At 45.9% G+C, this 23,170-nt stretch carries 19 protein-coding genes; 5 read left to right on the plus strand and 14 right to left on the minus strand.

The genetic code is table 11. From position 1 onward, the window contains the following. Window positions 1-62: 62 nt before the first annotated feature. The gene (locus tag KDD36_02665) at window positions 63-1,895 is read right to left on the minus strand and encodes a carboxypeptidase regulatory-like domain-containing protein (protein MCB0395527.1); all 1,833 of its coding nucleotides are present in this window, start codon (window positions 1,893-1,895) and stop codon (window positions 63-65) included. A 198-nt stretch (window positions 1,896-2,093) separates the two neighbouring features. Beyond that, the gene (locus tag KDD36_02670) at window positions 2,094-3,554 is read right to left on the minus strand and encodes a hypothetical protein (GenBank protein MCB0395528.1); all 1,461 of its coding nucleotides are present in this window, start codon (window positions 3,552-3,554) and stop codon (window positions 2,094-2,096) included. A gap of 86 nt (window positions 3,555-3,640) precedes the next feature. Here KDD36_02670 and KDD36_02675 point away from each other — a divergent pair, with 86 nt between their 5' ends. Further along, window positions 3,641-4,339 carry a T9SS type A sorting domain-containing protein gene (locus KDD36_02675; protein ID MCB0395529.1) on the plus strand — a complete coding sequence of 233 codons (699 nt, stop codon included), beginning with the start codon at window positions 3,641-3,643 and terminating at the stop codon, window positions 4,337-4,339. Between the two features lie 8 nt (window positions 4,340-4,347). Here KDD36_02675 and KDD36_02680 read toward each other — a convergent pair whose 3' ends face one another. Genes KDD36_02680 through KDD36_02705 form a run of 6 tightly spaced genes read right to left on the minus strand, consistent with a single transcriptional unit; the run spans window position 4,348 to window position 9,508 of the window. Beyond that, window positions 4,348-5,385, minus strand: coding sequence for a M42 family metallopeptidase (locus KDD36_02680; GenBank protein ID MCB0395530.1), 1,038 nt, complete (start codon window positions 5,383-5,385; stop codon window positions 4,348-4,350). A gap of 25 nt (window positions 5,386-5,410) precedes the next feature. Next, window positions 5,411-6,844 carry a pyruvate kinase gene (gene pyk, locus KDD36_02685; protein ID MCB0395531.1) on the minus strand — a complete coding sequence of 478 codons (1,434 nt, stop codon included), beginning with the start codon at window positions 6,842-6,844 and terminating at the stop codon, window positions 5,411-5,413. Between the two features lie 4 nt (window positions 6,845-6,848). Then, entirely contained in the window at window positions 6,849-7,271 is a 423-nt protein-coding gene (locus KDD36_02690; GenBank protein ID MCB0395532.1) for an IPExxxVDY family protein, read from the minus strand. 1 nt (window position 7,272) lies between these two features. Further along, a complete protein-coding gene (gene rnc, locus KDD36_02695; protein ID MCB0395533.1) occupies window positions 7,273-7,995 on the minus strand; it encodes a ribonuclease III in 723 nt (240 codons plus the stop codon). Window positions 7,996-7,999: 4 nt separating this feature from the next. Continuing rightward, window positions 8,000-9,250: a beta-ketoacyl-ACP synthase II gene (gene fabF / locus KDD36_02700; GenBank protein MCB0395534.1), complete on the minus strand. Its 1,251-nt coding sequence runs from the start codon at window positions 9,248-9,250 to the stop codon at window positions 8,000-8,002. Window positions 9,251-9,271: 21 nt separating this feature from the next. Beyond that, on the minus strand, window positions 9,272-9,508 hold the full coding sequence (locus KDD36_02705; protein ID MCB0395535.1) for an acyl carrier protein: 237 nt from the start codon (window positions 9,506-9,508) through the stop codon (window positions 9,272-9,274). A gap of 161 nt (window positions 9,509-9,669) precedes the next feature. On the opposite strand from KDD36_02705, the gene rnr reads away from it, so the two are divergent. Beyond that, the gene (gene rnr / locus KDD36_02710; protein MCB0395536.1) at window positions 9,670-11,805 is read left to right on the plus strand and encodes a ribonuclease R; all 2,136 of its coding nucleotides are present in this window, start codon (window positions 9,670-9,672) and stop codon (window positions 11,803-11,805) included. 1 nt (window position 11,806) lies between these two features. Here rnr and KDD36_02715 read toward each other — a convergent pair whose 3' ends face one another. From KDD36_02715 to nadA, 4 genes are read right to left on the minus strand one after another with little or no spacing between them, the layout of a single operon-like run. Next, the gene (locus KDD36_02715; protein MCB0395537.1) at window positions 11,807-12,556 is read right to left on the minus strand and encodes a response regulator; all 750 of its coding nucleotides are present in this window, start codon (window positions 12,554-12,556) and stop codon (window positions 11,807-11,809) included. 14 nt (window positions 12,557-12,570) lie between these two features. Continuing rightward, the gene (locus KDD36_02720; protein ID MCB0395538.1) at window positions 12,571-14,799 is read right to left on the minus strand and encodes a PAS domain S-box protein; all 2,229 of its coding nucleotides are present in this window, start codon (window positions 14,797-14,799) and stop codon (window positions 12,571-12,573) included. Then, window positions 14,786-16,327, minus strand: a complete 1,542-nt coding sequence (locus KDD36_02725; GenBank protein ID MCB0395539.1) for a toxin-antitoxin system YwqK family antitoxin — start codon at window positions 16,325-16,327, stop codon at window positions 14,786-14,788. The genes KDD36_02720 and KDD36_02725 overlap by 14 nt, the downstream gene beginning before the upstream one ends. A gap of 3 nt (window positions 16,328-16,330) precedes the next feature. Continuing rightward, entirely contained in the window at window positions 16,331-17,266 is a 936-nt protein-coding gene (gene nadA, locus KDD36_02730; protein MCB0395540.1) for a quinolinate synthase NadA, read from the minus strand. Between the two features lie 664 nt (window positions 17,267-17,930). Between nadA and rpiB the strand changes: the two genes are divergently transcribed. The 3 genes from rpiB to KDD36_02745 all read left to right on the plus strand — a co-directional run bounded on the left by rpiB (window position 17,931) and on the right by KDD36_02745 (window position 21,381). After that, window positions 17,931-18,374 (plus strand): ribose 5-phosphate isomerase B, encoded by a 444-nt coding sequence (gene rpiB / locus KDD36_02735; protein MCB0395541.1) that lies wholly within the window; start codon window positions 17,931-17,933, stop codon window positions 18,372-18,374. A gap of 611 nt (window positions 18,375-18,985) precedes the next feature. Continuing rightward, window positions 18,986-19,972: a M28 family peptidase gene (locus KDD36_02740; GenBank protein ID MCB0395542.1), complete on the plus strand. Its 987-nt coding sequence runs from the start codon at window positions 18,986-18,988 to the stop codon at window positions 19,970-19,972. 17 nt (window positions 19,973-19,989) lie between these two features. Next, window positions 19,990-21,381, plus strand: a complete 1,392-nt coding sequence (locus tag KDD36_02745; GenBank protein MCB0395543.1) for an iron-sulfur cluster-binding protein — start codon at window positions 19,990-19,992, stop codon at window positions 21,379-21,381. Window positions 21,382-21,385: 4 nt separating this feature from the next. On the opposite strand, the gene KDD36_02750 is transcribed toward KDD36_02745, so the two are convergent. Next, window positions 21,386-22,609 carry a TlpA family protein disulfide reductase gene (locus KDD36_02750; protein ID MCB0395544.1) on the minus strand — a complete coding sequence of 408 codons (1,224 nt, stop codon included), beginning with the start codon at window positions 22,607-22,609 and terminating at the stop codon, window positions 21,386-21,388. After that, window positions 22,602-23,168, minus strand: a complete 567-nt coding sequence (locus KDD36_02755) for a hypothetical protein (protein ID MCB0395545.1) — start codon at window positions 23,166-23,168, stop codon at window positions 22,602-22,604. Before KDD36_02755 ends, KDD36_02750 begins: the two co-directional genes overlap by 8 nt. Between the last annotated feature and the right edge of the window lie 2 nt (window positions 23,169-23,170).

Here is a 23,170-nt window from a genome sequence, read left to right on the forward strand (position 1 = left end):
TGCAGCATATGCCACACCCCTTTAACCTAATCACCTATTTGCCTAATCCCTCATCCAGGTGATTATTGTTGCCGGATGGCTGCAAACTTGCCATTGGATATGGTGTATTGGGTATTCGAGACGGGATCTTTAACTGTTCCTGAGAACGTACCCTGTACGATCCCACCGACCGCAGGATAATCAGTAATCTCCATGGTCATGTCCTCCGCGCGCAGGTTTACAGTATCCTGAGGCGTGGCCAGGTCACCAAGGAAAATATTGACGGTGAGGTCTCCCGAAAGACTTGTGTATGTTCCGGTTGTAGTTGCCTTCACACCAAATATCATATTATCATAATACACTCCGTTGTTATCATCCGCATAGGCCGTTATCCCCAGAATCGGGCTATTGTAGTTTGCCCAGGCGGTTGCCGTTGGCGCGAAGATGGTTGGAAAAATGATCTTTTCATTGGAGTAAATACCTCCGTCGATCACGAACGAATTTTCATAAGCAGATGGGCACGCAGCAAAATCTCCCATATCGGTTATGCCACCCAGTGCGCCGCTCGTTACACTTATCGGATCACTTATTTCATTGTGATTTGTGAGTCCTGTCAACGTATAATCTTCATTTGGTGCAACGTATGTTTTGAAAACGCCATTTGTGGTGAATACCACCTGGACTGGATCGGTGGAATGAGATACATATACCATTCCATCGGCTACGTTACCGTCACAGTCGGTCAAACGTCCTGAGATATAGGCTGGACATACTGTCAATTTAAAGTCAGGAATCGTGTATAACTCATCAGCAGACAGTGGTCCTACCATTTCAATCTGACTTTTTATACCCAGCTCTGGCAGCTCGGCATGCAATTCATAGGTTCTTCCTTCTATAACACGTGTCGAGAAATTCCCGTTGCCATCGGTCCAGGCTCCCGAACCACCCAGCTTATCGTAGATTCCCACACCAACTACAGGATCCCCGTTACAATCCACAACCCTTCCTTCGATATATGCAGGATCAAAAGCCATATCGCAGTTCCACCAGGTGAAGTGCTTCACTTTCCCTACATACACACTTCCGTTGAACTGTGCTTCACCTTCTTCCTTCCACATGCCCAACACCTCATCAAAATACCAAAGGGGCAGGGTGGACGGCGCCTCACCCTGGAGGCCGGCAGGCACCGCTACGGTTAATTCCGCTTCCTCCCCGTCCTTGATCTGTAATGACTGGCCTGAGGTTCCGGTCAGTTCCACATTCAGCATACCGAAGGATTTAAGCACGGCTTCACTTCCATCGGTACGTTCTGCACTCAGGTCTCCGGGCAGAAGTTCCCCGAAGAATGCATCGCCGGGTGCCAGGTATTGAATGGCCAATTGTACAGTGCCCGAGTAACTGTTCCCTTGTTCATCCACGACTGCATTAGCCGGGAACTTCACTTCAGACCCGTTTGACAGTGTTGCCGTACCACCCGTTTGTGCATTGATGGTGTGGGTCGGATTGTTCTTTACCATTTTAACACTCATGGTATACTGTGAGCCTTCTCTGGGAATAAAGGCACGGAATGCCTTGAAATAACCCGCTCCCGATGCATTGAGGACCGCACGTTTGGCATTCACACGGATGTCGGGTAAGGCATAAACCCCGGACTGATCTGTTGTGGTCTGGTGACCGTCAATGGTAACAGTGGCTCCTTTGACCGGATTGTTGCTCTGGTCTGTTACCGTTCCGTACAGGTCTATGGAGACCAGTTGGGTAGGTGATGGTCCGGGTGTTATCACCGGTGGACCCTGTATTTCTTTTTCCTTTGTGCAGGCACCCATCATCATGGTTCCTGCCATCACCAACATCAGGGCGCCCTTTCCTAATGGGAAGCGCCTATGTTGCTTTCTTCTGTTTTGACTTGTTTTCATGGTTCCGTTGTTTTTGTTTCACAACGACAAAATTGCGGCGCCATATACAAAAAACACAGTCAATGAAGGCGATCATCTTACGCACTTAACAAATAAGCGTTTCACTCTAAACATTCTTATAAATGCTATATATCAGCATTAAAATGCCCGTAAATTCTTACGCGTTCAGTTTAGAACTATAATGAAAATAACCGGGGATTATTCGGTCATAATAGGTAAGTAGGTCTCCTCTATCCAGCCAGTGTAACTGATCAGATCGTTTTCCGCTGCGTCCGTTGCAGACCTTACCTTCTCCGTTAACCCGAGCAATCTCTTTGTCAAAGATCGTTTTCCGCCGCCGCTTTTTAGCAGACTGATCATGGCTTTCTCACGCTGCAGTTCTTCATGCGTAAGCAGATGCTTGAACTCCCGTTGTACCTGATCCAGCCTATATGACACGTATAACCAATCGGCAGCAGCAAAACGGATAATGCCCTCCATCACGGCGATCTTGAGACGGAACACTCTGTCCAGTCTCGGGTAGCCTGACTGTCGCATCAGGGCAGCCACCGCAGAAATGGCTTTTTTGAAGTTCTTCATCCCATAGTAGGAGAGGGCAAGGTTCAGATGCACATACACGATGTGAAAGGGATGTCGCGCTATGGCAGGTTCCTTTTTGATGCTTTCCAGGATCTCGATGGCCCTTCCGAGGTTCAGGATGGAATAATTGTTCACCTGAATATTGTAATAGTTGAACAGGTATTTCTCTCGCCCACTGGTTCCCAGGGCATCTATCACTTTTTTCAGTTCCTCCGCCCTATCAAGCGATTCCTGATGGTGTCCGATCTTGTTGAGTGCATTGGCAAGGTAGATCAGCATTTCCACCTGCAACTCATTGTTCTCCCGGTTGAACCAACCCGCATCCTGAAATGTCCGGTAGGTTTCGGAAAGGTATTGTTCCAGGGCGGCGAATTCGTTTTGCTGGAGAAGTAAGCGGCTGAGTGCACGATACATTCTGATATGAAAACCCATGGAATGCTGGTGTTCGGATTGTCCGCCCATCTCCTTCATTACTTTCTTCAGCAACTTGATCATGCCTGCCTTTTCCACCGAAAAGTTCTGGGCTTTTTTGATGCGATACCGCACGACGGCCAGGATGTCGTCAAACTCCCGGTTACGCAACATCTTGTCCCAATTTGACTTTCTCAGTTGTATGTACTGCTCCGGATCTACGAGGAGGGTCTCATGGGAAACACCCACGAATTCATGATATACGAGATCCAGAAGTTCGTGGTACTCTTGTTCTATGGCTTTCTTTTCCGCTTTCTTGAGGAAGTATAAAGACAACTCCGGCAGTGACCTGTCTTTGTAATGCCGTGCCAGCATGAGGTAATGTACTATGGTATTGAACTCCGTGCTGGTTTGGTTTTGCAATACCAGGCTTTTCCCTATCTCCTGTGTAAGGCGGTTCCGCAAGCGATAAAAGGTGTTGTCGGTCATTTCCGGCCACTTCGTTTTCAGGTCCGGCTCGCCAACTTTACCCTTCACTTGTTTTCTGATCGCATCAAGGAGTTCCATATCCTTTCGTCCATCAGAAGCTTTTGTTCTGCTCAGGTATATTTTCAGATGCCTCAACTCTTCTTTCTCAAGAGATTGGATCATCTGCTCCAGAATTTCCATTTTGGATGCGTAATGTTTTTATAAAAATAGGGAGAAAGTATAAATAAAAGGTCACTACCTTTATTGTGTTCTGGAAAGATTGAATAATGAGAAAGTTACTATTTGCCTTTACGTATTGCTTCCTGACCCTTTCAGGTATTGCCTATGCACAGACAACGCTGAGTGTCTCACCTAACTATATTCAGGGACATCCGGATAGCATCTACTATAATGATACCCTTCAGTATACGGTATATATCAAGAACACGGGTTCAGCAGTTTTTAACGGAGATATTATTGTGTCTGCCGGTGTGGACAATGGTGGTAGCATTACAACGGTGGCGAATGATAGTACCCTGACATTAATCACTAACATGGCACCCAATGACAGCCTGCCGGTGACCCTCAATTTTCCTTGCAAGGATTCCATTGGATTCGGAATTGGTATCAACACCGTAGTGATCTGGCCGGCTACGGATATACCCGGAACACAATACGGGGATTCGCTCAGAGACAGTGTATATGTGATCGGATTTGTAGGTCTGCCCCCGTCCGACCCGTGGTATGACCGGTGCGGAAACATAAGTGTTAACCCAAATCCTGCCTATACTTATTCGTGGTTAGGTATGGATCATACCTGTACCCCTACATACCTTCGAATACGCGATCTGTTCGGGCGGCTGGTTAAGGAACTTGACATAAACGAGCGCCAGTTTTACGTTGATGACCTGCCGTCGGGCATATACCTTATCGAAGCAGGGTGGCCAAGCGGCCACCGAACAACGCTGAAACTATTGAAGCATTAACCTCCTGATCAGAAATTCCACTTGTGCTTGTCCAGATCCTGGATGCAATGTTTCAAAAGGTTTACAGCCTGATCCACATCCTTCTTATTCACCATTTCTATGGTTTGATGGATGTGCCTTGTTGGGATGGAAACCGCACCGGCGATAGCTCCACCGGCTGTCATGCGCTGTATGCCGGCGGTATCTGTCCCGCCTGCAGGCAGGATCTCACTTTGCCACTTGATCTTGTTTTTATCCGCGGTCTTTTTCATAAACTCCACCATACGATAGTCGCAGATTGTGCTCGCATCCATCACCTTGATTCCCGCACCATCACCCAATCGTGTAACGGACTCATGTGCTTGAGAACCGGGTACGTCAAAAGCGATGGTGGTATCCAGGCCGAATCCGAAGTCCGGTTGAATTTGCAGGGCGGCAACGGATGCACCGCGGATGCCCACTTCTTCCTGTACCGTAAACACGCCGTATACATCATAAGGAACGGTCTTGAGTGTTTTCATCACCTCAATCAGGATATACACGGAAATCCGGTTGTCCAGGGATTTGCAGCTCACACAGTCGCCAATCTCGATCAGGTCCCGGTCCCTGGTAATGGTATCTCCTACCTGCACAATTTTTTCCACCTCCTTTTTGGACATTCCTGCATCCACAAAGTAGTCGGTAGCCGGCACCATTTTGGTGCGTTCTTCGGCAGACATAATGTGGAGCGGTTTACATCCGATCACTCCTGGAATGTCTTTCTTTCCATGAATCCATACTCGTTGTGAAGTCAGGGTCTTGGGATCAAATCCACCGAGGGTATGAAAGCGAATAAAACCGCGGTCATCTATATGGGTAACGATGAAAGCAATCTCATCCATGTGGGCAGCCACCATGACCTTTTTGTCTTTTCGTCCCTTTTTAACGACGGTCATATTGCCCATGTTATCGGTTAGAATCTCGTCAGCCGCATTTTTCAACTCTCGTTGTACAATCTCGCGAATGCGTTGCTCACGGCCCGGTGCACCCGGGGTTTCAGTGATCTCCTTTAATAGTTTGATATTCATTTGATGCGGGAATATGCGTGTTCAATTATTCTACGTAGCTAAGTTTTAACATGTTGGTGCGTCCCTTTTCACTCAAAGGAATACTTGCGATATTAATGATCAGATCACCTTCCTGTATATAACCATGCTTTTTCAGAAAGTACTTGATGTCTGCAATGGTATGATCCGTGCTTATCTCCTTACTATAAGAAAAACCTCTTACACCCCATACCAGGTTGAGCATGCTTAGGATGCCCGGGTTATCCGTGAAAACGAAAATGTTAGCATTGGGCCGGTGACTTGCCAGTTTGAAAGCCGTATAACCCGAATGGGTCATCCCCAGGATCGCCTTTGCGCCGGTCCGTTGAACCACCTTACATGCACTGTAGCATATCGAATCAGAGATGAATTTTTCTGTGCGTTCCTGTTCCGGCGGATATTCATGGTTGTAAATGTCGGCGCTGCTTTCCACATGCGTGATGATGGATTGCATGGCTTCAATAACCTTAACCGGGAATTTTCCTACTGACGTTTCACCACTAAGCATCAAGGCGTCTGCGCCATCCATGACGGAGTTAGCGACATCATTCACTTCTGCACGTGTTGGGTGGATGCTGGTGATCATGCTCTCCATCATCTGGGTTGCAATGATCACGGGTGTGGAATACTTGAGACATTTTTTAACGATGTCTTTCTGAATAAGTGGGAGTTCCTTTGCAGGTACTTCTACACCAAGATCTCCACGTGCCACCATGATCGCGTCTGTAGCCTTGATGATGTTATCGATATCCTCAATGGCTTCTGGCTTTTCAATTTTTGCCACCACGCGGGTTTTGCGTTTATGGCTGGCGATGATATGCTTCAATTCAAGCACATCGCTGGCCGAGCGAACAAAGGACAAACCGATCCACTGAACATTCATCTTCAGGGCAAACTCGAGATCTTTCAGATCCTTTTCTGTCAGGCATGGAAGAGAGATCTTTGTGTTTGGCAGGTTCAGGCCTTTTTTGGAGCGAAGTTCACCGCCATGCAACACTTTGGCTGTGACGGACTGGCCATTCTTCGAAGAAACCTGAAGCAGCAACTTCCCATCATCTATCATGACATTCTCGCCCACTTTTACATCCTTCACAAAGGAAGAATATCGGACACCAAGACGTTGGGCATTTCCTATTACTTCCTCTGTGGTTATCTCAATGTCCTGACCATCTTCCAGCACGACCATGCCATTTTCAACATCGCCTATTCTTAACTTGGGACCCTGAAGATCTGCCAGAATGGCGATGTAAAAACCTTGTTCTTCATTAATGGCCCGGATATTCTGGATGATCTTTTCATGCTCATCATAAGAACTATGTGAAAAGTTGATCCGGAATACATCCACACCAGCCCGCACCATTTCTTCAAGAACCTCTTTGGATGATGAAGCTGGTCCGACCGTGGCTACGATCTTCGTTTTACTTTGAATCTTTCTCATCATTATATTATATCAATAAATTGTGCGCAGACTTTAACTTGTTAGGGTCTATTTCGTAGGCGGTCAACACATTCGGGATCGCCTTCAGATTACTGATCAACGCAGTTAGGGATTTGCGTGGCATATGGCCTTTGATCATCAGGAAGTAATCGGCCTCACGTGCTTCAGCCACCAGCCAGCCTTCGCGGCTTTTGTTGGCAATGACATGGAACGTTGCGTGATCCTCCAGGTCTTCAAATGTATAGAAAGAAAATGAAATAGACGCAACTTGCCCCGATGGCCATATCTCCAAATCATCCTCCCGCTCCAGTTTCAAATCACACTGTTTGTTGATGGCCCAACACAAACGATAGTCTTTCAATGGGCTGCTGATCCCGATCAGGATAAAATCAAACCCCGTATCCAGGGTCAGTATTTTTTTCTTGGCCATGCTACGATGAAGTGGTGCCGTCCAACTTCTCCAGGGCTTGAAGGGCAGCTTCAAATTCGGCTGCCTTTTTGGATACCGCACTGCCCTGTCCGCACTTTTCTCCGTTCACGACCACCACCACCTCAAATATATCCTTTCCTTCTGCCAAAGTGATCTTTTTACTCCGGAATGAGATCTGTTTACGCTCCCTTTGTCCCCATTCCAGCAACCGGCTTTTGGCATTCTTCTTTAGCGACGCGATTTCATCTGGATGAATATGGTTGGGGACCAATGCTTTCACAAGTGCCTTTCGGGTTTTCTCATAACCCTTATCTATATAGATTGCTCCGATCAATGCTTCCAGCGCATTCCCTGCCAGGGATGTATGTGGTATTTCTGAATCGGTCGCGTGGTCGATCAAAGGCTCAAAGCCCATTTCCAATGCGATATGATTCAGGTTATTTCGTTTAACGATTTGTGCGCGGATCTCGGTCAATTCTCCTTCAGATTTTTCAGGGAAGGTGTCACAAAGATAGTCTGCGATAATAGCTCCGAGAATGGCATCTCCCAGGAACTCCAGGCGCTCGTTGCTCATCAGTGCATCGTTGCCATGATTAAGGGCATATGATTTGTGGGTAAAGGCCTGTCGGTAAAGTTCAATCTTTTTGGGACGTGTTCCGAAGGTGTTGATAATAAATTGCCTGATAATCTTGTCCCTGGGATTTTTATGGACGAGAAAGGCCAATGGATTATTCGAATTTCCTGAAAATTACAGACGCGTTGTGGCCGCCAAAGCCGAAAGTATTACTCAGGGCAGCCCTCACTACCTTCTCCTGTGGTTTACCGAATGTAAAATTCAGATCGGGATCAAAAGCAGGATCGTCTGTAAAATGGTTAATAGTAGGAGGTATGATATTATTTTGGACGGCGAGTATGGAGGCTATGGCCTCGATAGCACCGGCCGCACCGAGCAGGTGTCCGGTCATTGATTTGGTAGAGCCGATGTTCAGCTTTTTACTGTGTTCCCCAAAAACAGTGATGATTGCTGCAACCTCCGCAATATCACCCAGCGGGGTAGATGTACCATGAACATTGATATAGTCTATCTCATCTGCATTCATACCTGCATCTTGCAAAGCATCGCGCATGACATTGCTTGCACCCAGTCCTTCCGGATGAGGCGCTGTGATGTGGTGGGCATCCGCCGTCATGCCGGCGCCTACCAATTCCGCATAAATATTCGCACCACGCTTTTGTGCGTGCTCCAGCTCTTCCAGAATTACGCATCCTGCACCTTCTCCCAGAACGAATCCGTCACGGTCCAGATCAAAAGGCCTGGATGCCGTTTCGGGTGAGTCATTCCGGACAGACAAAGCGTGCATGGCATTGAATCCACCGATACCTGCTTCATTCACTGCTGCTTCGGATCCTCCTGCTACAATGGCATCCGCACGTCCTGTTCTGATATAGGTAAAGGCATCTATCAAAGCATTCGTTGAAGATGCACAAGCCGATACCGTGGTGAAATTAGGCCCACGGAATCCATACTTAATGGAAATGTGCCCTGAGGCTATATCAGCGATCATCTTCGGAATGAAGAATGGATTGAAACGCGGGTTTTTGCCTCCTTCAATGTAATTCGTGCATTCGGTCAGGAAGGTCTCCAATCCCCCGATTCCCGAACCCCAGATCACACCAATGCGATCCGGATTCAACGAAGCATTATTCAAGCCTGCATCCTCCACACCCTGTGTTGAGGCGACCATCGCATATTGCGCATATGGGTCCAGCCTTCTGAGTTCCTTCTTCTCTATATATTGAAGAGGGTCAAAATTCTTGACCTCACAGGCAAACTGGGTCTTGAACAATGTCGGATCGAAACGGGTTATGCGTGCCGCTCCGCTAACTCCTTTAAGTAGCGCGGCCCAATAATCCCCGACGGTATTACCCAACGGGGTTAAGGCACCTAAGCCGGTGACAACAACCCGTTTGAATTCCATGAATAAAGGTAGGAAATATGACTATTTTGCGTTTTGCTCGATATAAGATATCGCCTCGCCCACCGTACCGATCTTCTCTGCCTGATCATCCGGGATGGCAATGTTGAATTCCTTTTCAAATTCCATGATCAATTCCACGGTATCTAAGGAATCTGCACCAAGGTCATTGGTGAAGCTAGCTTCCGGAGTCACTTCGTTTTCATCAACTCCAAGTTTGTCTACGATGATGGCTTTTACTCTTGATGCTACGTCAGACATAGCTGCTCCTTTCTTTAGTTAGTTAGTTAAAAACAGGTGCAAATAAATGAATTAATCCATACAAATTCAAAAAATTTTTGCCACCGCCAACCCTTGGTGATCGCGTTATTCCAAGTAACTTGCTTATCTTTCAGACTAATTCGACAAGACCGTCATCCGATATGGGCAGAAAAGGCCGTAACAGTCCACAAAAAAACACGCAAACTTCTTTACTTGAACAGGTTCTTGCGGTATTCAAAAAATCCCCGACCAAAGTTTTTAATCATAAACAGGTAGCTGCGGCAATCGGTTCCAGTGACCCGGAGATCCGTGAAAAAATCATAAGTATTCTGGATGCATTGGAGGAAAAGAATCTGATACAAAAGCAGAAAAGAGGGTCTTTTCAATTGAAAAAAGGTCCGGCATACCTGGAGGGAACCATTCAGATCACATTGTCAGGTTCTGCATTTGTTATCTCACCAGAGAGTAAAGAAGACATATACATTCGCCCCCGCTATGTAGGAACCGCGCTCAACGGAGACCAGGTGAAAGTATACCTGTTCGCCAAAAGGAAAGGGAACAGGCCGGAAGGAGAAGTGGTAGAGGTGGTGAAAAGGGCCAGGGAGAAATATGTAGGTACAATCCACATCAACAAGAAAATGGCGTACCTGGAAGTTGATGACCTGAAGATGCAGCTTGATATCATGATCCCGGTAGATGAATTGAAAGGCGCGGAAGATGGTCAGAAAGCTGTTGCCAGAATCACGGATTGGCCGGATGCCGGTCTGAATCCGATGGGTGAAATAACCGAGGTACTTGGATATGCGGGGGATAAAATTGTGGAACGACATTCCATATTGCTGGAATTCGGCTTCCCGACATCGTTCCCGGAGGAGGTGGAGAATGAGGCCAACCGCATCCCGGAAGAAATCACAGAAGAAGACTTAAAAACACGCAGGGATTTCCGGGATGTCACCACATTCACCATCGATCCTTTTGATGCGAAAGATTTTGATGACGCTTTGTCGATCCGGTCATTGGAGGACGGTACATGGGAGATTGGGGTGCACATTGCAGACGTTTCCCATTATGTACGTCCGGGGAGTGCATTGGATACAGAAGCCTATGAACGCGGAACTTCCGTTTACCTGGCAGATACCGTCGTGCCCATGTTACCGGAAAGGTTATCCAATGGCATTTGTTCATTGCGCCCTAAAGAGGAAAAGCTTTGTTTCTCCGCTGTATTCCTGATGAACGAAGCCGGGAAGCTCACCAACAGGTGGCTGGGACGAACGGTGATCTATTCCGACCACCGTTTTACATACGAAACCGCCCAGGCCATTCTGGAAGGAGAAGAGGGTCCCTTCGCAAAAGAACTGCGGCAACTGGATAAGCTTGCGAAGCTCTTGCGAAAGGAGCGGTTTGAAAAAGGCGCCATCGCATTTGAGACCATTGAAACGCGGTTCCGGTTTGATGATGCTGGTAACCCCGTAGAGGTTTACCTGAAGGAATCGAAAGATAGTAATCACCTGATCGAAGAGTTCATGCTGCTTGCCAACCGGCAGGTTGCCGAATACGCCGGCAAAGAATTACGCAGACCGTTTGTGTATCGTACACATGATTCCCCAAGGCAGGAAAAACTGGATGTATTCTCTAATTTTATTGAACGCTTCGGTCATAAGATCAACACACGTTCAAAGAAGGAGCTGTCGGGATCGCTGAATAAACTGATGGAAGACATCAAGGGTACGAATGAGGAGAATATTATCGAACAGCTTTCCATTCGTACCATGGAGAAAGCGGTATATACGACAGAAAATATCGGACACTACGGCCTGGCTTTCGCCCATTACTCACATTTCACCTCACCCATCAGGCGTTACCCGGACATTATGGTACATCGCCTTTTGGAACGATACCTTTCAGACAAACCGAGTCCGAAGGGCGAAGATCTTGAAAGCCGTTGCAAACATGCTTCGGAAATGGAAAGAAAAGCGGTGAGCGCAGAACGCGCTTCCATCAAGTATATGCAGGTGCAGTTTCTGGCGGATAAGGTCGGAAACACTTATGAAGGCATTATCTCCGGTGTGACCGAATGGGGATTGTATGTTGAGATCCTGGAAAACAAGTGTGAAGGCATGGTTCGCCTGCGCGATATTGATGATGACTATTATGTTTTCGAGGAAGAGAATTTCCGTGTGGTCGGGCAAAGGACCGGGAAAAACTATCAACTGGGAGACAAGGTGGCCATCATCATCAAGAAGGCCGACCTGGTGCGAAAACAATTGGATTTCGGATTGATCTCCGAAGCGTTTTAGGTTATATAAAGCTCAACCTGCTCATCAGGTCTTCCTTATATGAACCGCCAATCGGAATAACCTTTTTATCCACCCCAATGATCAGGTTGGAATCCTCAATAATATCAATCTTATCGATGTTCACAATAAAGGATCGGTGTGCCCGGACAAAATGCTTCGTTGGCAGTTTCTTTTGTATGTCCTTCATCGTGGAATGGATCGTATACCTTTCGGAAACGGTATTTACCACTACGTAGTCTTTGAGAGCTTCCACATAAAGGATATCCTCAACTTTCACCCTTTTCTGTCTGGAATTGGATTTTACGAAAACACTGTCGGCCGTTGTATTGCTGATAATAGCGGAATAAATGTCCCTTTCCTTGCGAACATTGATATCCAGGGCATACTTATGCAGTGCGATCTCAATGGTCGTCTTCAGGTCCACCTCCTTGAACGGTTTAATGATGTAGCCGAAAGGTTCCGCATGCTTTGCGCGGTTGATGGTACTCTCATCCGCGTATGCTGTGAGGAAGATGACCGGAATGCTCATGTCTTTCCACATTTCTTTGGCGGCTTCAATGCCATCCATATCTCCCTTTAACATAATATCAACCAGCGCCAGGTCTGGTTTCACTTCACCCGCTGAACGCAGGGCGTCTTCTCCGGAGGAAACAACATCGGTAATCTTATACCCTAATTTGGAGAGGCTATTTTCAATGTCCTTCGCTACAATTTTTTCATCCTCGACGATCAAAATAGATGTCTGTGCCATATGCCTAGTCAGTCTTAATTATGCAATGTGCTATCCACATCAAATGCTATCTTAAAATGACTTCCTGCGTCGGAAGTTTGCAAGGTCAGTTTTCCCCCTATCTGTTCTGCCAGCGCCATTACCAGCCGTAGTCCAAGACTCTTGGTTTGCTTGATGTCAAGGTCTTTTGGTAAACCTATTCCATCGTCTTCTACCTTCAGAATTGCTTTTCTACCACTTATCGTCATTGAAACGTCAACTGTTCCACCCTTCTTGCCAACAAATGCATACTTAAGGGCATTGGCAATCAACTCATGAACGATAAGGCCACATGGTATGGCGATGTCCAAATTTAGAAATACATCGCCTATCTGCCGTTTGATTTCGATAGAACCATCCACAACACCATATGAACGAAATAAATTATCAGACAAATTCTCAATGTACTCAGCAAAGTTTATATGTGAAAGGTTTTTTGCCTGGTACAAACTTTCATGAATAAAGGCCATCGCTTTGATCCGATTCTGGCTTTCCCGGAGTATGTTAAGGGTGTTCTGATCTTCCACATAGGAAGATTGCAGATTGAGAATGGATGAGATCACCTGAAGATTGTTCTTCACCCTGTGGTGTACTTCCCGAAGAAGAACTTCCTTTTCCCGGAGCGATTCCTTGACCTGTTGTTCGGCACGTACGTGTTCTGTTATATCTTCCAGATATACGGTCACATAAGGCTTTCCGTCCAATTCACGAAGTGAACTTTTATAGGACCAGAACAGGTCTTTGCCCTTGTTATCCTTCACCCTCACGACACCTTTTGTAAATTTATCCTTCTTAAGTTTGCGAACGTAGTCCGTGTATTCTTTCTGGTATTGCTTGGCAATAAAATTCACTGTTTTCTTACCTATGATCTGTTTGGGTTCATAGCCAATCCATTTTGCAGAAAGAGAATTAATGGTCAGAATCTCCCCATCGAGGTGGTGAGAAAGGATCAGGGTTTGACTGTTTTCTATCAGTTCCCTGTATTTTTTCTCACTGGCCAGGATTTGTTCTTCCCTCTTCTTTTCCTTGGTGATGTCTCTTGCAATGGTGACCGACCCCATGCGTTTTTTGTCCTTGTCCAGAAGAACCGATGTGGAAATATATAAAGGAAACTTCTCGCCGTTTTTCCGAACGCCCACGATCTCAAATTCAGAACGGGCCTTGTTTTGGAGTGTCGTTTTCACATTGGATACAATCTGTGGGCCGCCTGCAAGCATACCGATATGTTTTCCCAGGACTTCCTTTTCCTTGTATCCGAATATGCGTTCCGCGGCCAGATTGAAACTTGTGATACTGCGTTCATCGTCTAACCCCACAATGGCATCCGGTGAACTGTTGATCATGTTTTCAATATAGTTCTTGGAATCATCCAGCTCTTTCTGAACACGTATGCGTTCATTGATCTCATTCTTGAGTTCAACATTGGTCGCCTCAGCTCTTTCCGCCCGGAACCGCTGCTCTTCCGCATTCTTTTGTTCCGTGATGTTACTTGAGATACTGACCACATTGATCACTTCTCCATCTTCGATATTGGGAATCAGGATGCTACTATACCAAAGGGTATCTCCCTCAGGTGAATCCACCGCAGTCTCAAAAGTGACGCTTTTGGCCTTCTTAAAAGCCTCTTTGGTCTTCTTTTTTACAATGTCAGCAAATTTCTCGGGAACAAAATTGTACGTGTAGCCGCCAATAACATCCTCCCTTTTGAAGCCAGCCGCCATATTGCTGATATCAATAATCCGACAGTCTTTATTGATCACCACAAAACTCTCTCTGAGGTTTTTCATGATGTTTCCCCAATACCTTTCGGTCTTCGCCAGTTCTTCATTGCGATCAATTTCTTCGGTGACATCAGACAACCGGATAACAAGAGACTTTTGCTTTCCCACCTTCATAATCTGGGCACTCATATTGGCCCAAACACGGCCCCTCACCGGAACCTTGAACGCTACATTCTGAATGAAAACACCCTTCTTCCTGAGGATACCCAACATCTTTTTGTGCCAGGCTTCCGACCATTTACCCATCATTCTGGGTATCCCTTTCTTGCCTAATAGGTTTTTCCTGCCTTTATAACCCAACATCCGCACCGCACTGTCATTCACATCCAAGATCAACATCCTGGTCAGGTCCAAGATCATATATGCATCTACGGATTGTTGTACGATCTGCTCGTACAATTGGGCGACCTTATTTGCTGATTTCTCCGGGTCAGAGGTCTTCATAGGCAGGACTTTCGGGCTTGACTTTTACACCGTCAATTTTTACCTCGGCACCTTGTTTGAACTGTATTACTACCAGGATACTCCCGTCGGGATTGTACTTGATCCATTTGCCAGATTTACGTCCCGATTTGTATTTTCCCTCTTCCTTCAAACGTTTATTGTCGTAATACCACTTGTGTTTTCCCATCGGGATTCCGGCAAGAAACTCTCCTTCGAAACGCAGTTCTCCGTTCTTGTGAAAATGTTTCCAAACACCATCTTTTTGTCCGTCCTTGTATTGTCCTTCCTCCCGGTAATGTTCCAGTTCATATACCCAGGGGCCCTCTTTGTAACCGTCCAGGTATTCGCCTTTTGTAATCACTTGTCCGCTATCTCCATACTCCACAAACTCACCATCTTCTTTCCCCAACCTGAATTGTTCAATTCTTAGTGGTTTGCCATCTCGGTAATACCATTTCCATTCCTTGTGGGGTTTTCCATCTACATATTCACCGGTTTGTTCAAGTTGACCATTGTCATGGTAATATTGCCATTTACCCACTTTCTTTCCATTCTTGTAAGTACCACGAGCGCGAATGTTGCCGTTCGGCCAATTTTCTTCCCAGGGACCCTGCTTTATTCCGCCACCATCCATAAGGCCTTGTCCAATCACGGTTCCCTGACTGTAGACTGTGGTCGAAACGATTGAACCATCCGGGCCATATTCTTTAAAAATTCCCTCAGGCTTACCATCTTTATTATACGTTCCTCTGGATCTCACCCTGGCGCTATCATCATATTCTTCTTTTACCTTCATGACCACGAGTTCATCGACATCCTTTAATTCCACTCCATTTTCATACTTCTTAATGTCAAGGAGATTTCCCTCAGGACTGTAGTATTTGAAAATACCATGTCTGAGATCATCCTTGTAATCACCTTCCCACTTCATCTGTCCGTTTTCGTAAAAGTCTTTCCACCTTCCTTGTTTTCGTAGATTTTTGTCTTTCCTGTTAATTTTTTCCTGCTTCACCATAAATCCTTTCTGGAATTTCCAGATGGTAATGATGGTGCCGTCCTTGTCGTATTCATAACCGGTACCCTCTTCTTTTCCGGTAACAAAAGGGATGAATTTGTGCGTAGCTCCACCGGCATAATAGTGCATGGTAGGTCCATCCTTCACATCATCATGAAAAGCTTCCGTCATGGTCAATTGTCCCGTCGTATCATAGGAATTTTTGGGACCTTCTTTTTTTCCTTCCCGATAGGTCACTTCCAATTCTATGTTTCCATTTTCTCCATAGAATTTCCAGATACCATCCAGTTGATGATTCACCCGATTGCCTTCGGATTTTAATTGCCCTTCCTCGGTATAGTTTTTCCAAAGTCCTTCGGGTTTGCCGTTTTTCATCAACCCTTCACTGGCCACTTTACCATTGGAATGAAACAATTGTACAAAGCCATCATCAGTTTGTGCCATCAATGATCCGAACAAAATCATTGAGAACAATGTGGCTAAAAGTGCGCTATGTTTCTTCCTGGTTTTCATCAACTATAACTGAAGCTTTTTTGAAATATCAAGCATGGCACGAATGGATTTTTCCGCCTTCTTTCTAAGACCTTCTTCCAAAACGATATCCGGTTGCTCGTATTTCAAAGCTATGAACACTTTTTCAAGCGTATTTAATTTCATATGCGGACAGTCATTGCATGCACATGCATTGTCCGGAGGTGCAGGAATGAATGTTTTATGCGGCGCCGCTTTTTTCATCTGGTGCAGTATACCGGATTCTGTAGCAACAATAAAACTTGAGTGATCGCTATTGGTGGCATATTTCAGCAAACCGGTGGTTGATCCTATATAATCGGCCATACTAAGAATCGCATCCTCACATTCCGGGTGGGCAATCAGTAACGCCTCCGGGTGTTGTTCTTTCAGGGAGATGATCTTTTCCAATGAAAATATCTCGTGCACCATGCAGCTTCCATCCCAAATGACCATGTTTTCACGGTTGGTCTTTTTCTTGATGTATGCTCCCAAATTTTTATCCGGTGCAAAAATAATGGGGGTATCTGCCGGGATGCTTTCTACGATTTGCAGGGCATTGGTGGAGGTACAAACGATGTCAGTAAGTGCTTTGATCTCCGCAGAACAATTTACATAAGAGATGACCACGTGTCCGGGATGCTGTTCTTTGAATGCGGCAAATTCATCCGGTGGACATGAATCAGCAAGGGAGCAACCGGCATTCAGATCCGGCAATAAAACCTTCTTGTCCGGAGACAATATCTTCGCCGTTTCTGCCATAAAATGAACACCGGCAAACAAAATGATATCAGCCTTTGTTTCCGCAGCTTGTTGGGATAATCCCAAACTATCCCCTACATAATCTGCAATATCCTGGATGTCCGGATCCTGATAATAATGAGCCAGAATGATGGCATTCTTTTCTTTTTTCAATTGCCCGATCTCACGGAAAAGGTCCATTGTCGGATCAACCGCAACATCCAGATAACCTTTATCCATATCCAATTTCATTTCAGTGCGTTTTTATTTCAGCGTTGCTAATTTATAAACTCTGACAAGACCCGACTATGCTTTCATACACAACATTACTATACATTTTTTTAAAGATGATTTAAAGTTGTGTATATATTATTAGTCTGTTGAAACGGTCGGTAAATAATCCCGGACTTGTTAGGTAATGTGCTTTATCAAAATTATATGAACAAATTTCTTTTGGGTTGTTAATTTTAACAGTCAAGTAAACAATCCTTTAAGTAGTTTATCAACGACCAGTTCATAACAAAGTTATGGATAAATAGCTTGTGGTTTTAGCCGAGCGGAATACCTGATAAACTGTTCATTAATACCTGAAACTTTACAATAATATCACTTGTAGGATTTGTGAGATTGTCTAAGCAATTTCTCTTTGGTGCTTTCCAAACTTAATTATCGCGAATAATGAACATTCTATTCACGGGTTTGTTAATTGTATCGTTGGTATCTGATCAAAGTCCCTGGAGAAAGAGCGTGCAAGGTATATGCAGACATATTTCATTAAGCAGCGAATTTATCCTGTAATGCGTCTCTTATAAGGTTGGCACCACTTTTTAGTACGGTGCAGAAGCCTTACTTTTGTTTTAATCTTATGAACAATCCTGAAAAAACCATCGCGATTGGAAGTGATCATGCCGGATTTTCTCTGAAGAGTATATTGGTAGAGTACCTCCGCAAAAATCATTTCGAAGTATTTGATGTGGGTCCGGCATCGGAAGACCGGGTAGACTATCCCGATTTTGCTCACCCGGTCGCTTCCGCTATAGAATCCGGAAAGGCACATTTCGGTGTATTGCTCTGCGGAAGCGGGAATGGCATTGCAATGACTGCCAATAAACATTCGGGCATTCGTGCGGCCGTTTGCTGGAACCGTGAGATTGCTGCCCTAGCAAGACAGCATAATGATGCCAACATCCTGGCTATTCCGGCTAGGTATGTGACCGAAAACGAAGCTCTTGAAATGCTGGATGTATTTATAGGTACTTCCTTTGAAGGAGGAAGACATACACAACGTGTTCAAAAAATACCATTATGAGAAATCAACTGAAAGTGCTTGCCACATTGATATCGTTTTGGTCTGTTTTTGCGCCCGCAAATGCGGATACCCCTATAGATACCCTGGCATTGAAGTATGCAGCCACGATTACCAGTGAACATATCAGCAATCATATGCATGTGCTGGCATCTGATGATTACGAGGGGAGGGAAACGGGTAAGCACGGGCAAAAAAAGGCAGCAGCCTATCTGGCGGAGCAATTCCGTTCCCTGGATATACCACCGTATCGCGACTCAACTTATTTTCAGGAATTCCCGTTGATTGTTCAACAATCTTCATCAGGTTCCACCATCACCATTAATGGCAAAGCATACACCTTCATGAAGGACTTCTTTTATATGCCCGGCTACGAAGAACAGGAATGGTCCACAGACCAGATCACGTTTGCCGGTTTTGGTATAGAAGAAGAGAACTATAATGATTACAACGGGCTGGATGTTGCCGGCAGATCACTTCTGATGTGGGTTGGTGAACCTATCGATGCAGACAGTAACTCGGTGATTACCGGAAGTACCAAAATGTCTTCCTGGACAACCAATTATAGAAAGAAAAGTCGCACTGCGGCAAATAAAGGTGCCAGGGCATTGTTTATGGTGACGTCGCAGATGGAGGAAAACATCAGGAACTTCAAACATTATATAGAGAAGCCTTCTATGAAGCTTGATATCGGCGGTGAAGAAGAACACGGTGAAGGCCAAATGCCCGTCTTCTATATTTCAGTTGATATGGCCAATGCCATGCTCACCAACGCCAAAAGGAAAGATGTACAGGATTTGAAGGACAGGATTGCCAAGCGCAAAAAGCCTTATTCATTCGAATCAAAAACAGATGTCATGGTGTCTGTTAAGAAAACGACGGACCGGCTCACTTCCGAAAATGTACTGGCCTTTATTGAAGGTGGGGATAAGAAGGATGAGATCGTTGTACTTACCGCACACTATGATCATATAGGGATCGACGGGGATGAGGTGTTTAATGGTGCCGATGACGATGCATCAGGAACAACCGCATTGCTGGAACTGGCAGAGGCGTTTATGCAGGCCAAGAAAGACGGGCATGGTCCGCGTCGGAGCATCCTTATCATGCCGGTAGCCGGAGAGGAAAAAGGATTGCTCGGTTCAAAGTACTATACTGAAAATCCTGTGTATCCGCTTGAGAATACAGTGGCAGATCTGAACATCGACATGATCGGCAGACTGGACGAAAAACATGCGGATAATCCCAATTACGTTTACCTTATCGGGTCGGATAAACTGAGCAATGAGCTGCACCGCATCAGTGAAGAGGCGAATAGCACCTATACCAACCTGGAACTGGACTATACCTATAATGATCCGAACGACCCCAACCGCTTTTATTACCGTTCCGATCACTACAACTTTGCGAAGAAAAACATCCCGATCATATTCTACTTTAACGGTACGCATGAGGATTATCATAAGGCAACCGACACCGTAGACAAGATCGATTTTGAGAAAATGGAAAAGATCACCCGGTTGGTATTTTATACCTGCTGGGAACTGGTGAATCGTGAAGAACGCATTCAGCTGAATGAAGAATTAAATCCCAAAAATTAATCAAGGCAAATTTGCCCATGAGCCAAAGTCTGCAGGAAAAGTTCCACAAAGATGCTGAGGTAAAATCCTTTGACAAGGAACATCGCCGGAAGCTTCGTTTTAACATCTCCCAATACGATAAAACCGTCGTCAAAGGGAAACACCAATTTGCCAATCTGGAACTTGCCAAGGAACGGGCCGCATCCAAAAAGTTCAAGGCCATCGAAAACCTGGATAAGTATCTGATCGAGTTCGAGGCTAACTTCACAAAGAACGGAGGCAAGGTTATCTGGGCTCAGAATGATGAAGAAGCACGCCAGGAAATCCTTAAAATTTTCAAAGAGGCCAACGCAAAGCTGACTGTCAAGTCAAAATCCATGACCACGGAGGAGATTCACCTGAATCATTTTCTGGAAGGGAATGGCATTGAGGCTGTAGAAACGGATCTGGGTGAATACATCGTGCAGCTTGCCGGTGAAACACCTTATCATATTGTGACTCCAGCCATGCACAAGTCCAAAGAAGATGTGGCGGAACTCTTTCATGAGAAAGCTGGATTACCGGCCGGCAGCACGCCGCAGGAAGTCACGGCATATGTGCGGAAAGTATTGCGTGAAAAGTATCAGCAGGCCGGCGTGGGAATTTCCGGTGGAAACTTTCTGATTGCGGATGCAGGCGCCATTGCGCTTACGGAAAACGAAGGAAATGCCTACCTGAGTGTGGGTTTTCCCAAGATTCACATTGCCATAGTGGGGATAGAAAAAGTAATACCCTCTGTAAAAGACCTGGGACTTTTCTGGCCCTTGTTGTCAACACACGGCACAGGTCAGAATGTTACGGTCTACAACCATATTGTCAGCGGACCCCGCAAGCACAATGAGGTGGATGGCCCGGATGAAATGTATGTGATCCTGCTTGACAATGGTCGCAGTGACCTACTTGCCGAGCTTGAACAACGTCAGGCTTTGCATTGCATACGTTGTGGTGCGTGTCTCAACGGATGTCCCGTTTATCAGAGCGTTGGCGGTCATACTTATGGAACCACCTACAGCGGTCCGATCGGCTCCGTCATCACTCCCCACTACAAAGGGATGGAATCCTTCAAACACCTGAGCTATGCATCGTCGCTGTGTGGTAAGTGTACCGAAGTATGTCCTGTACGTATCGATCTTCATAAATTGCTAATCACCAATCGCAGCGATGCTACGCAGGCCGGACAGGTAACCACGCTTGAAAAACGCATCATTTACTTCTGGCGGAAAGGAATGCTGAGTCGCAAAATGATGGACATGGGGAGTTCAGGCATCAAGAACATGGTGCTGCACTATGCGCTCAAAGGTTCATGGGGAAAGCATAGAAGCATTCCTCAGATCGCACCGAAATCATTCAGCAAATTATACCGGGAGCGGAAAGGATTCTTTCCCGAATAAGCGGCTATTCATCCAGAAGTTTTTCAAGGAGGGAAATGGTTTCTTTTCTCAGGTTGTCGTACGCTTCACCCGTACCGGGTCCTGAAAAAGCAGTATGGATCTTCCTCACATTTCCATTCCGATCTATATATAACGCCGTTGGGTAAGCCATGACCCTGGACATCATAGGCAGGGCGCGCGATGCCGCATCTTTGTCTGACTGTCCTGCGATCAGGAAGGTATAGTCAAGCCCGGGAATACGTGCACGCAATCTGTTTACATTTTTGATGGATCGTTCCAACTCCGGTGTTCTTTCAAAGCACAGGGCAACGATTTCCAATCCGCGTTCACGGTAACGACCATATAGCTCTGCAAAGAAAATGGATTCATCGAGGCAGTTGGGACACCAGGTGCCCATGATCTGAACGATCATTACTTTGTTCAGAAAACGTTTATCGGTCATGCGAACCGTGTCCCCATCCAAACCTGGAAATGCGAATGAAAACCTGTCATAACCTTCCTTCAAAAAGGTGAGGGAATCAGGTGGCCTTAGTGTAAAGCGATCATCCCGTTCTGCAAAAATGCTTTCGACCGAATGAATACCAGACCAGTAGGTTCCGGTAAATGAACTATCCGTTTCCGCCTGGTGTTTAAAAAGATAAGCATGGCCACCGTCAAAACGGCCTACGGTAAATCCATCTTTATCCGCTTCACCGATCAGTACACCATAATCACCTGTTTCCGTAAGATAGGTTCCGGTGATCTGGTTGCCCGCCTGTGTAAACTGAGCAATGGCATTGTATTCCGTTTCCTTTCCCTTGTCAAAGATGGTGTGCCAGCGTCCGCCCGCATCAAAAACGGCTTCATTGCTATTCCTTTTTTCAATGGTGTCCGGCCAGGCATGAAACCGAAGGATGTAATCATTGCCTCTGGAATAATCCTGCCATTGACCTTGCATTTGCCCGTCTGGCGTGATGGTGCCTTTGATCTCGGAATCGAACGGATCAACCGGAATGAAAAAGGAATCGGAGGTGAAACGGATGTTGTTTAAGTAGATGATTTCGTTCGCATGGCGCAGCGAGATCAGTGTATCATCTCCCAGGGTGAGGTGAAACGAAAACGGAAGCTGCACCTCATTGGTGATCTCCAGTTCCGCGTGCCAGTTTCCACTGGCAAGAGGTTCCCGGTTTCCATCGCCGCTGTTACATGCAACGATGACCAGGCCGAAATACCAGATTCGTTTAATCACGATAACGTGTTTTAACAGCATACTTCGTGGATGGCAGACCGGTCACATCCTGCTGACCTTCCAGTTCATAACCCTTATCCGGATCATAGGACCGATCAGAAACGATACCATACAAACGACTCTCCGTTCGGGCTTTGATTTGGACGCCAACACAACGATCATTTTCAAAATGCACACGTATTTCCTGCACCTTGAGATCTGCCTTCAGGCTTTGGTAAACCACGGTTAAACGTTCTGTAGTTCCGGTGCTATCAACCTGGTATTTGTCCCACAATGCGGGTTCATTGATGTTGCATGAAGTGAACGGTGCCAGCTCTGTGGTCCAGTCCACAGCATCTACATTTTTTTCTTCAATTTGTCCATCAAGCGTCACCGTTTTCGTCACGTTCGGGTGTTCGCGGGTCAGGCGGTTGGCTTCCGAAGCAATGTATTGTTTCAGATCAAAGAAGGTCTTGTGTTGCGTGGTTGTTTGTTCATGGGATTGGCATGAGAACATTAACGCGGGCAGCACCCATAAAAGCCGGATGAGCCGGAAAGAATATCGCAGGATAGCACTCATAG

This window comes from Flavobacteriales bacterium (assembly GCA_020435415.1).
In the GTDB taxonomy this organism is placed as follows: Bacteria; Bacteroidota; Bacteroidia; order JACJYZ01; family JACJYZ01; genus JACJYZ01.

What these genes read in the sequence shown, in the direction of transcription:
- KDD36_02715 (MCB0395537.1), bottom strand. Translation starts at nt 12,556, where the DNA reads ATGGCACAGACATCTATTTTGATCGTCGAGGATGAAAAAATTGTAGCG.
- KDD36_02740 (MCB0395542.1), top strand. Translation starts at nt 18,986, where the DNA reads ATGGTGACGTCGCAGATGGAGGAAAACATCAGGAACTTCAAACATTAT.
- KDD36_02675 (MCB0395529.1), top strand. Translation starts at nt 3,641, where the DNA reads ATGAGAAAGTTACTATTTGCCTTTACGTATTGCTTCCTGACCCTTTCA.
- KDD36_02720 (MCB0395538.1), bottom strand. Translation starts at nt 14,799, where the DNA reads ATGAAGACCTCTGACCCGGAGAAATCAGCAAATAAGGTCGCCCAATTG.
- nadA (MCB0395540.1), bottom strand. Translation starts at nt 17,266, where the DNA reads ATGGACCTTTTCCGTGAGATCGGGCAATTGAAAAAAGAAAAGAATGCC.
- rnr (MCB0395536.1), top strand. Translation starts at nt 9,670, where the DNA reads ATGGGCAGAAAAGGCCGTAACAGTCCACAAAAAAACACGCAAACTTCT.
- KDD36_02670 (MCB0395528.1), bottom strand. Translation starts at nt 3,554, where the DNA reads ATGGAAATTCTGGAGCAGATGATCCAATCTCTTGAGAAAGAAGAGTTG.
- KDD36_02705 (MCB0395535.1), bottom strand. Translation starts at nt 9,508, where the DNA reads ATGTCTGACGTAGCATCAAGAGTAAAAGCCATCATCGTAGACAAACTT.
- KDD36_02755 (MCB0395545.1), bottom strand. Translation starts at nt 23,168, where the DNA reads ATGAGTGCTATCCTGCGATATTCTTTCCGGCTCATCCGGCTTTTATGG.
- fabF (MCB0395534.1), bottom strand. Translation starts at nt 9,250, where the DNA reads ATGGAATTCAAACGGGTTGTTGTCACCGGCTTAGGTGCCTTAACCCCG.
- KDD36_02690 (MCB0395532.1), bottom strand. Translation starts at nt 7,271, where the DNA reads ATGGCCAAGAAAAAAATACTGACCCTGGATACGGGGTTTGATTTTATC.
- rpiB (MCB0395541.1), top strand. Translation starts at nt 17,931, where the DNA reads ATGAACAATCCTGAAAAAACCATCGCGATTGGAAGTGATCATGCCGGA.
- pyk (MCB0395531.1), bottom strand. Translation starts at nt 6,844, where the DNA reads ATGATGAGAAAGATTCAAAGTAAAACGAAGATCGTAGCCACGGTCGGA.
- KDD36_02745 (MCB0395543.1), top strand. Translation starts at nt 19,990, where the DNA reads ATGAGCCAAAGTCTGCAGGAAAAGTTCCACAAAGATGCTGAGGTAAAA.
- KDD36_02680 (MCB0395530.1), bottom strand. Translation starts at nt 5,385, where the DNA reads ATGAATATCAAACTATTAAAGGAGATCACTGAAACCCCGGGTGCACCG.
- KDD36_02665 (MCB0395527.1), bottom strand. Translation starts at nt 1,895, where the DNA reads ATGAAAACAAGTCAAAACAGAAGAAAGCAACATAGGCGCTTCCCATTA.
- KDD36_02725 (MCB0395539.1), bottom strand. Translation starts at nt 16,327, where the DNA reads ATGAAAACCAGGAAGAAACATAGCGCACTTTTAGCCACATTGTTCTCA.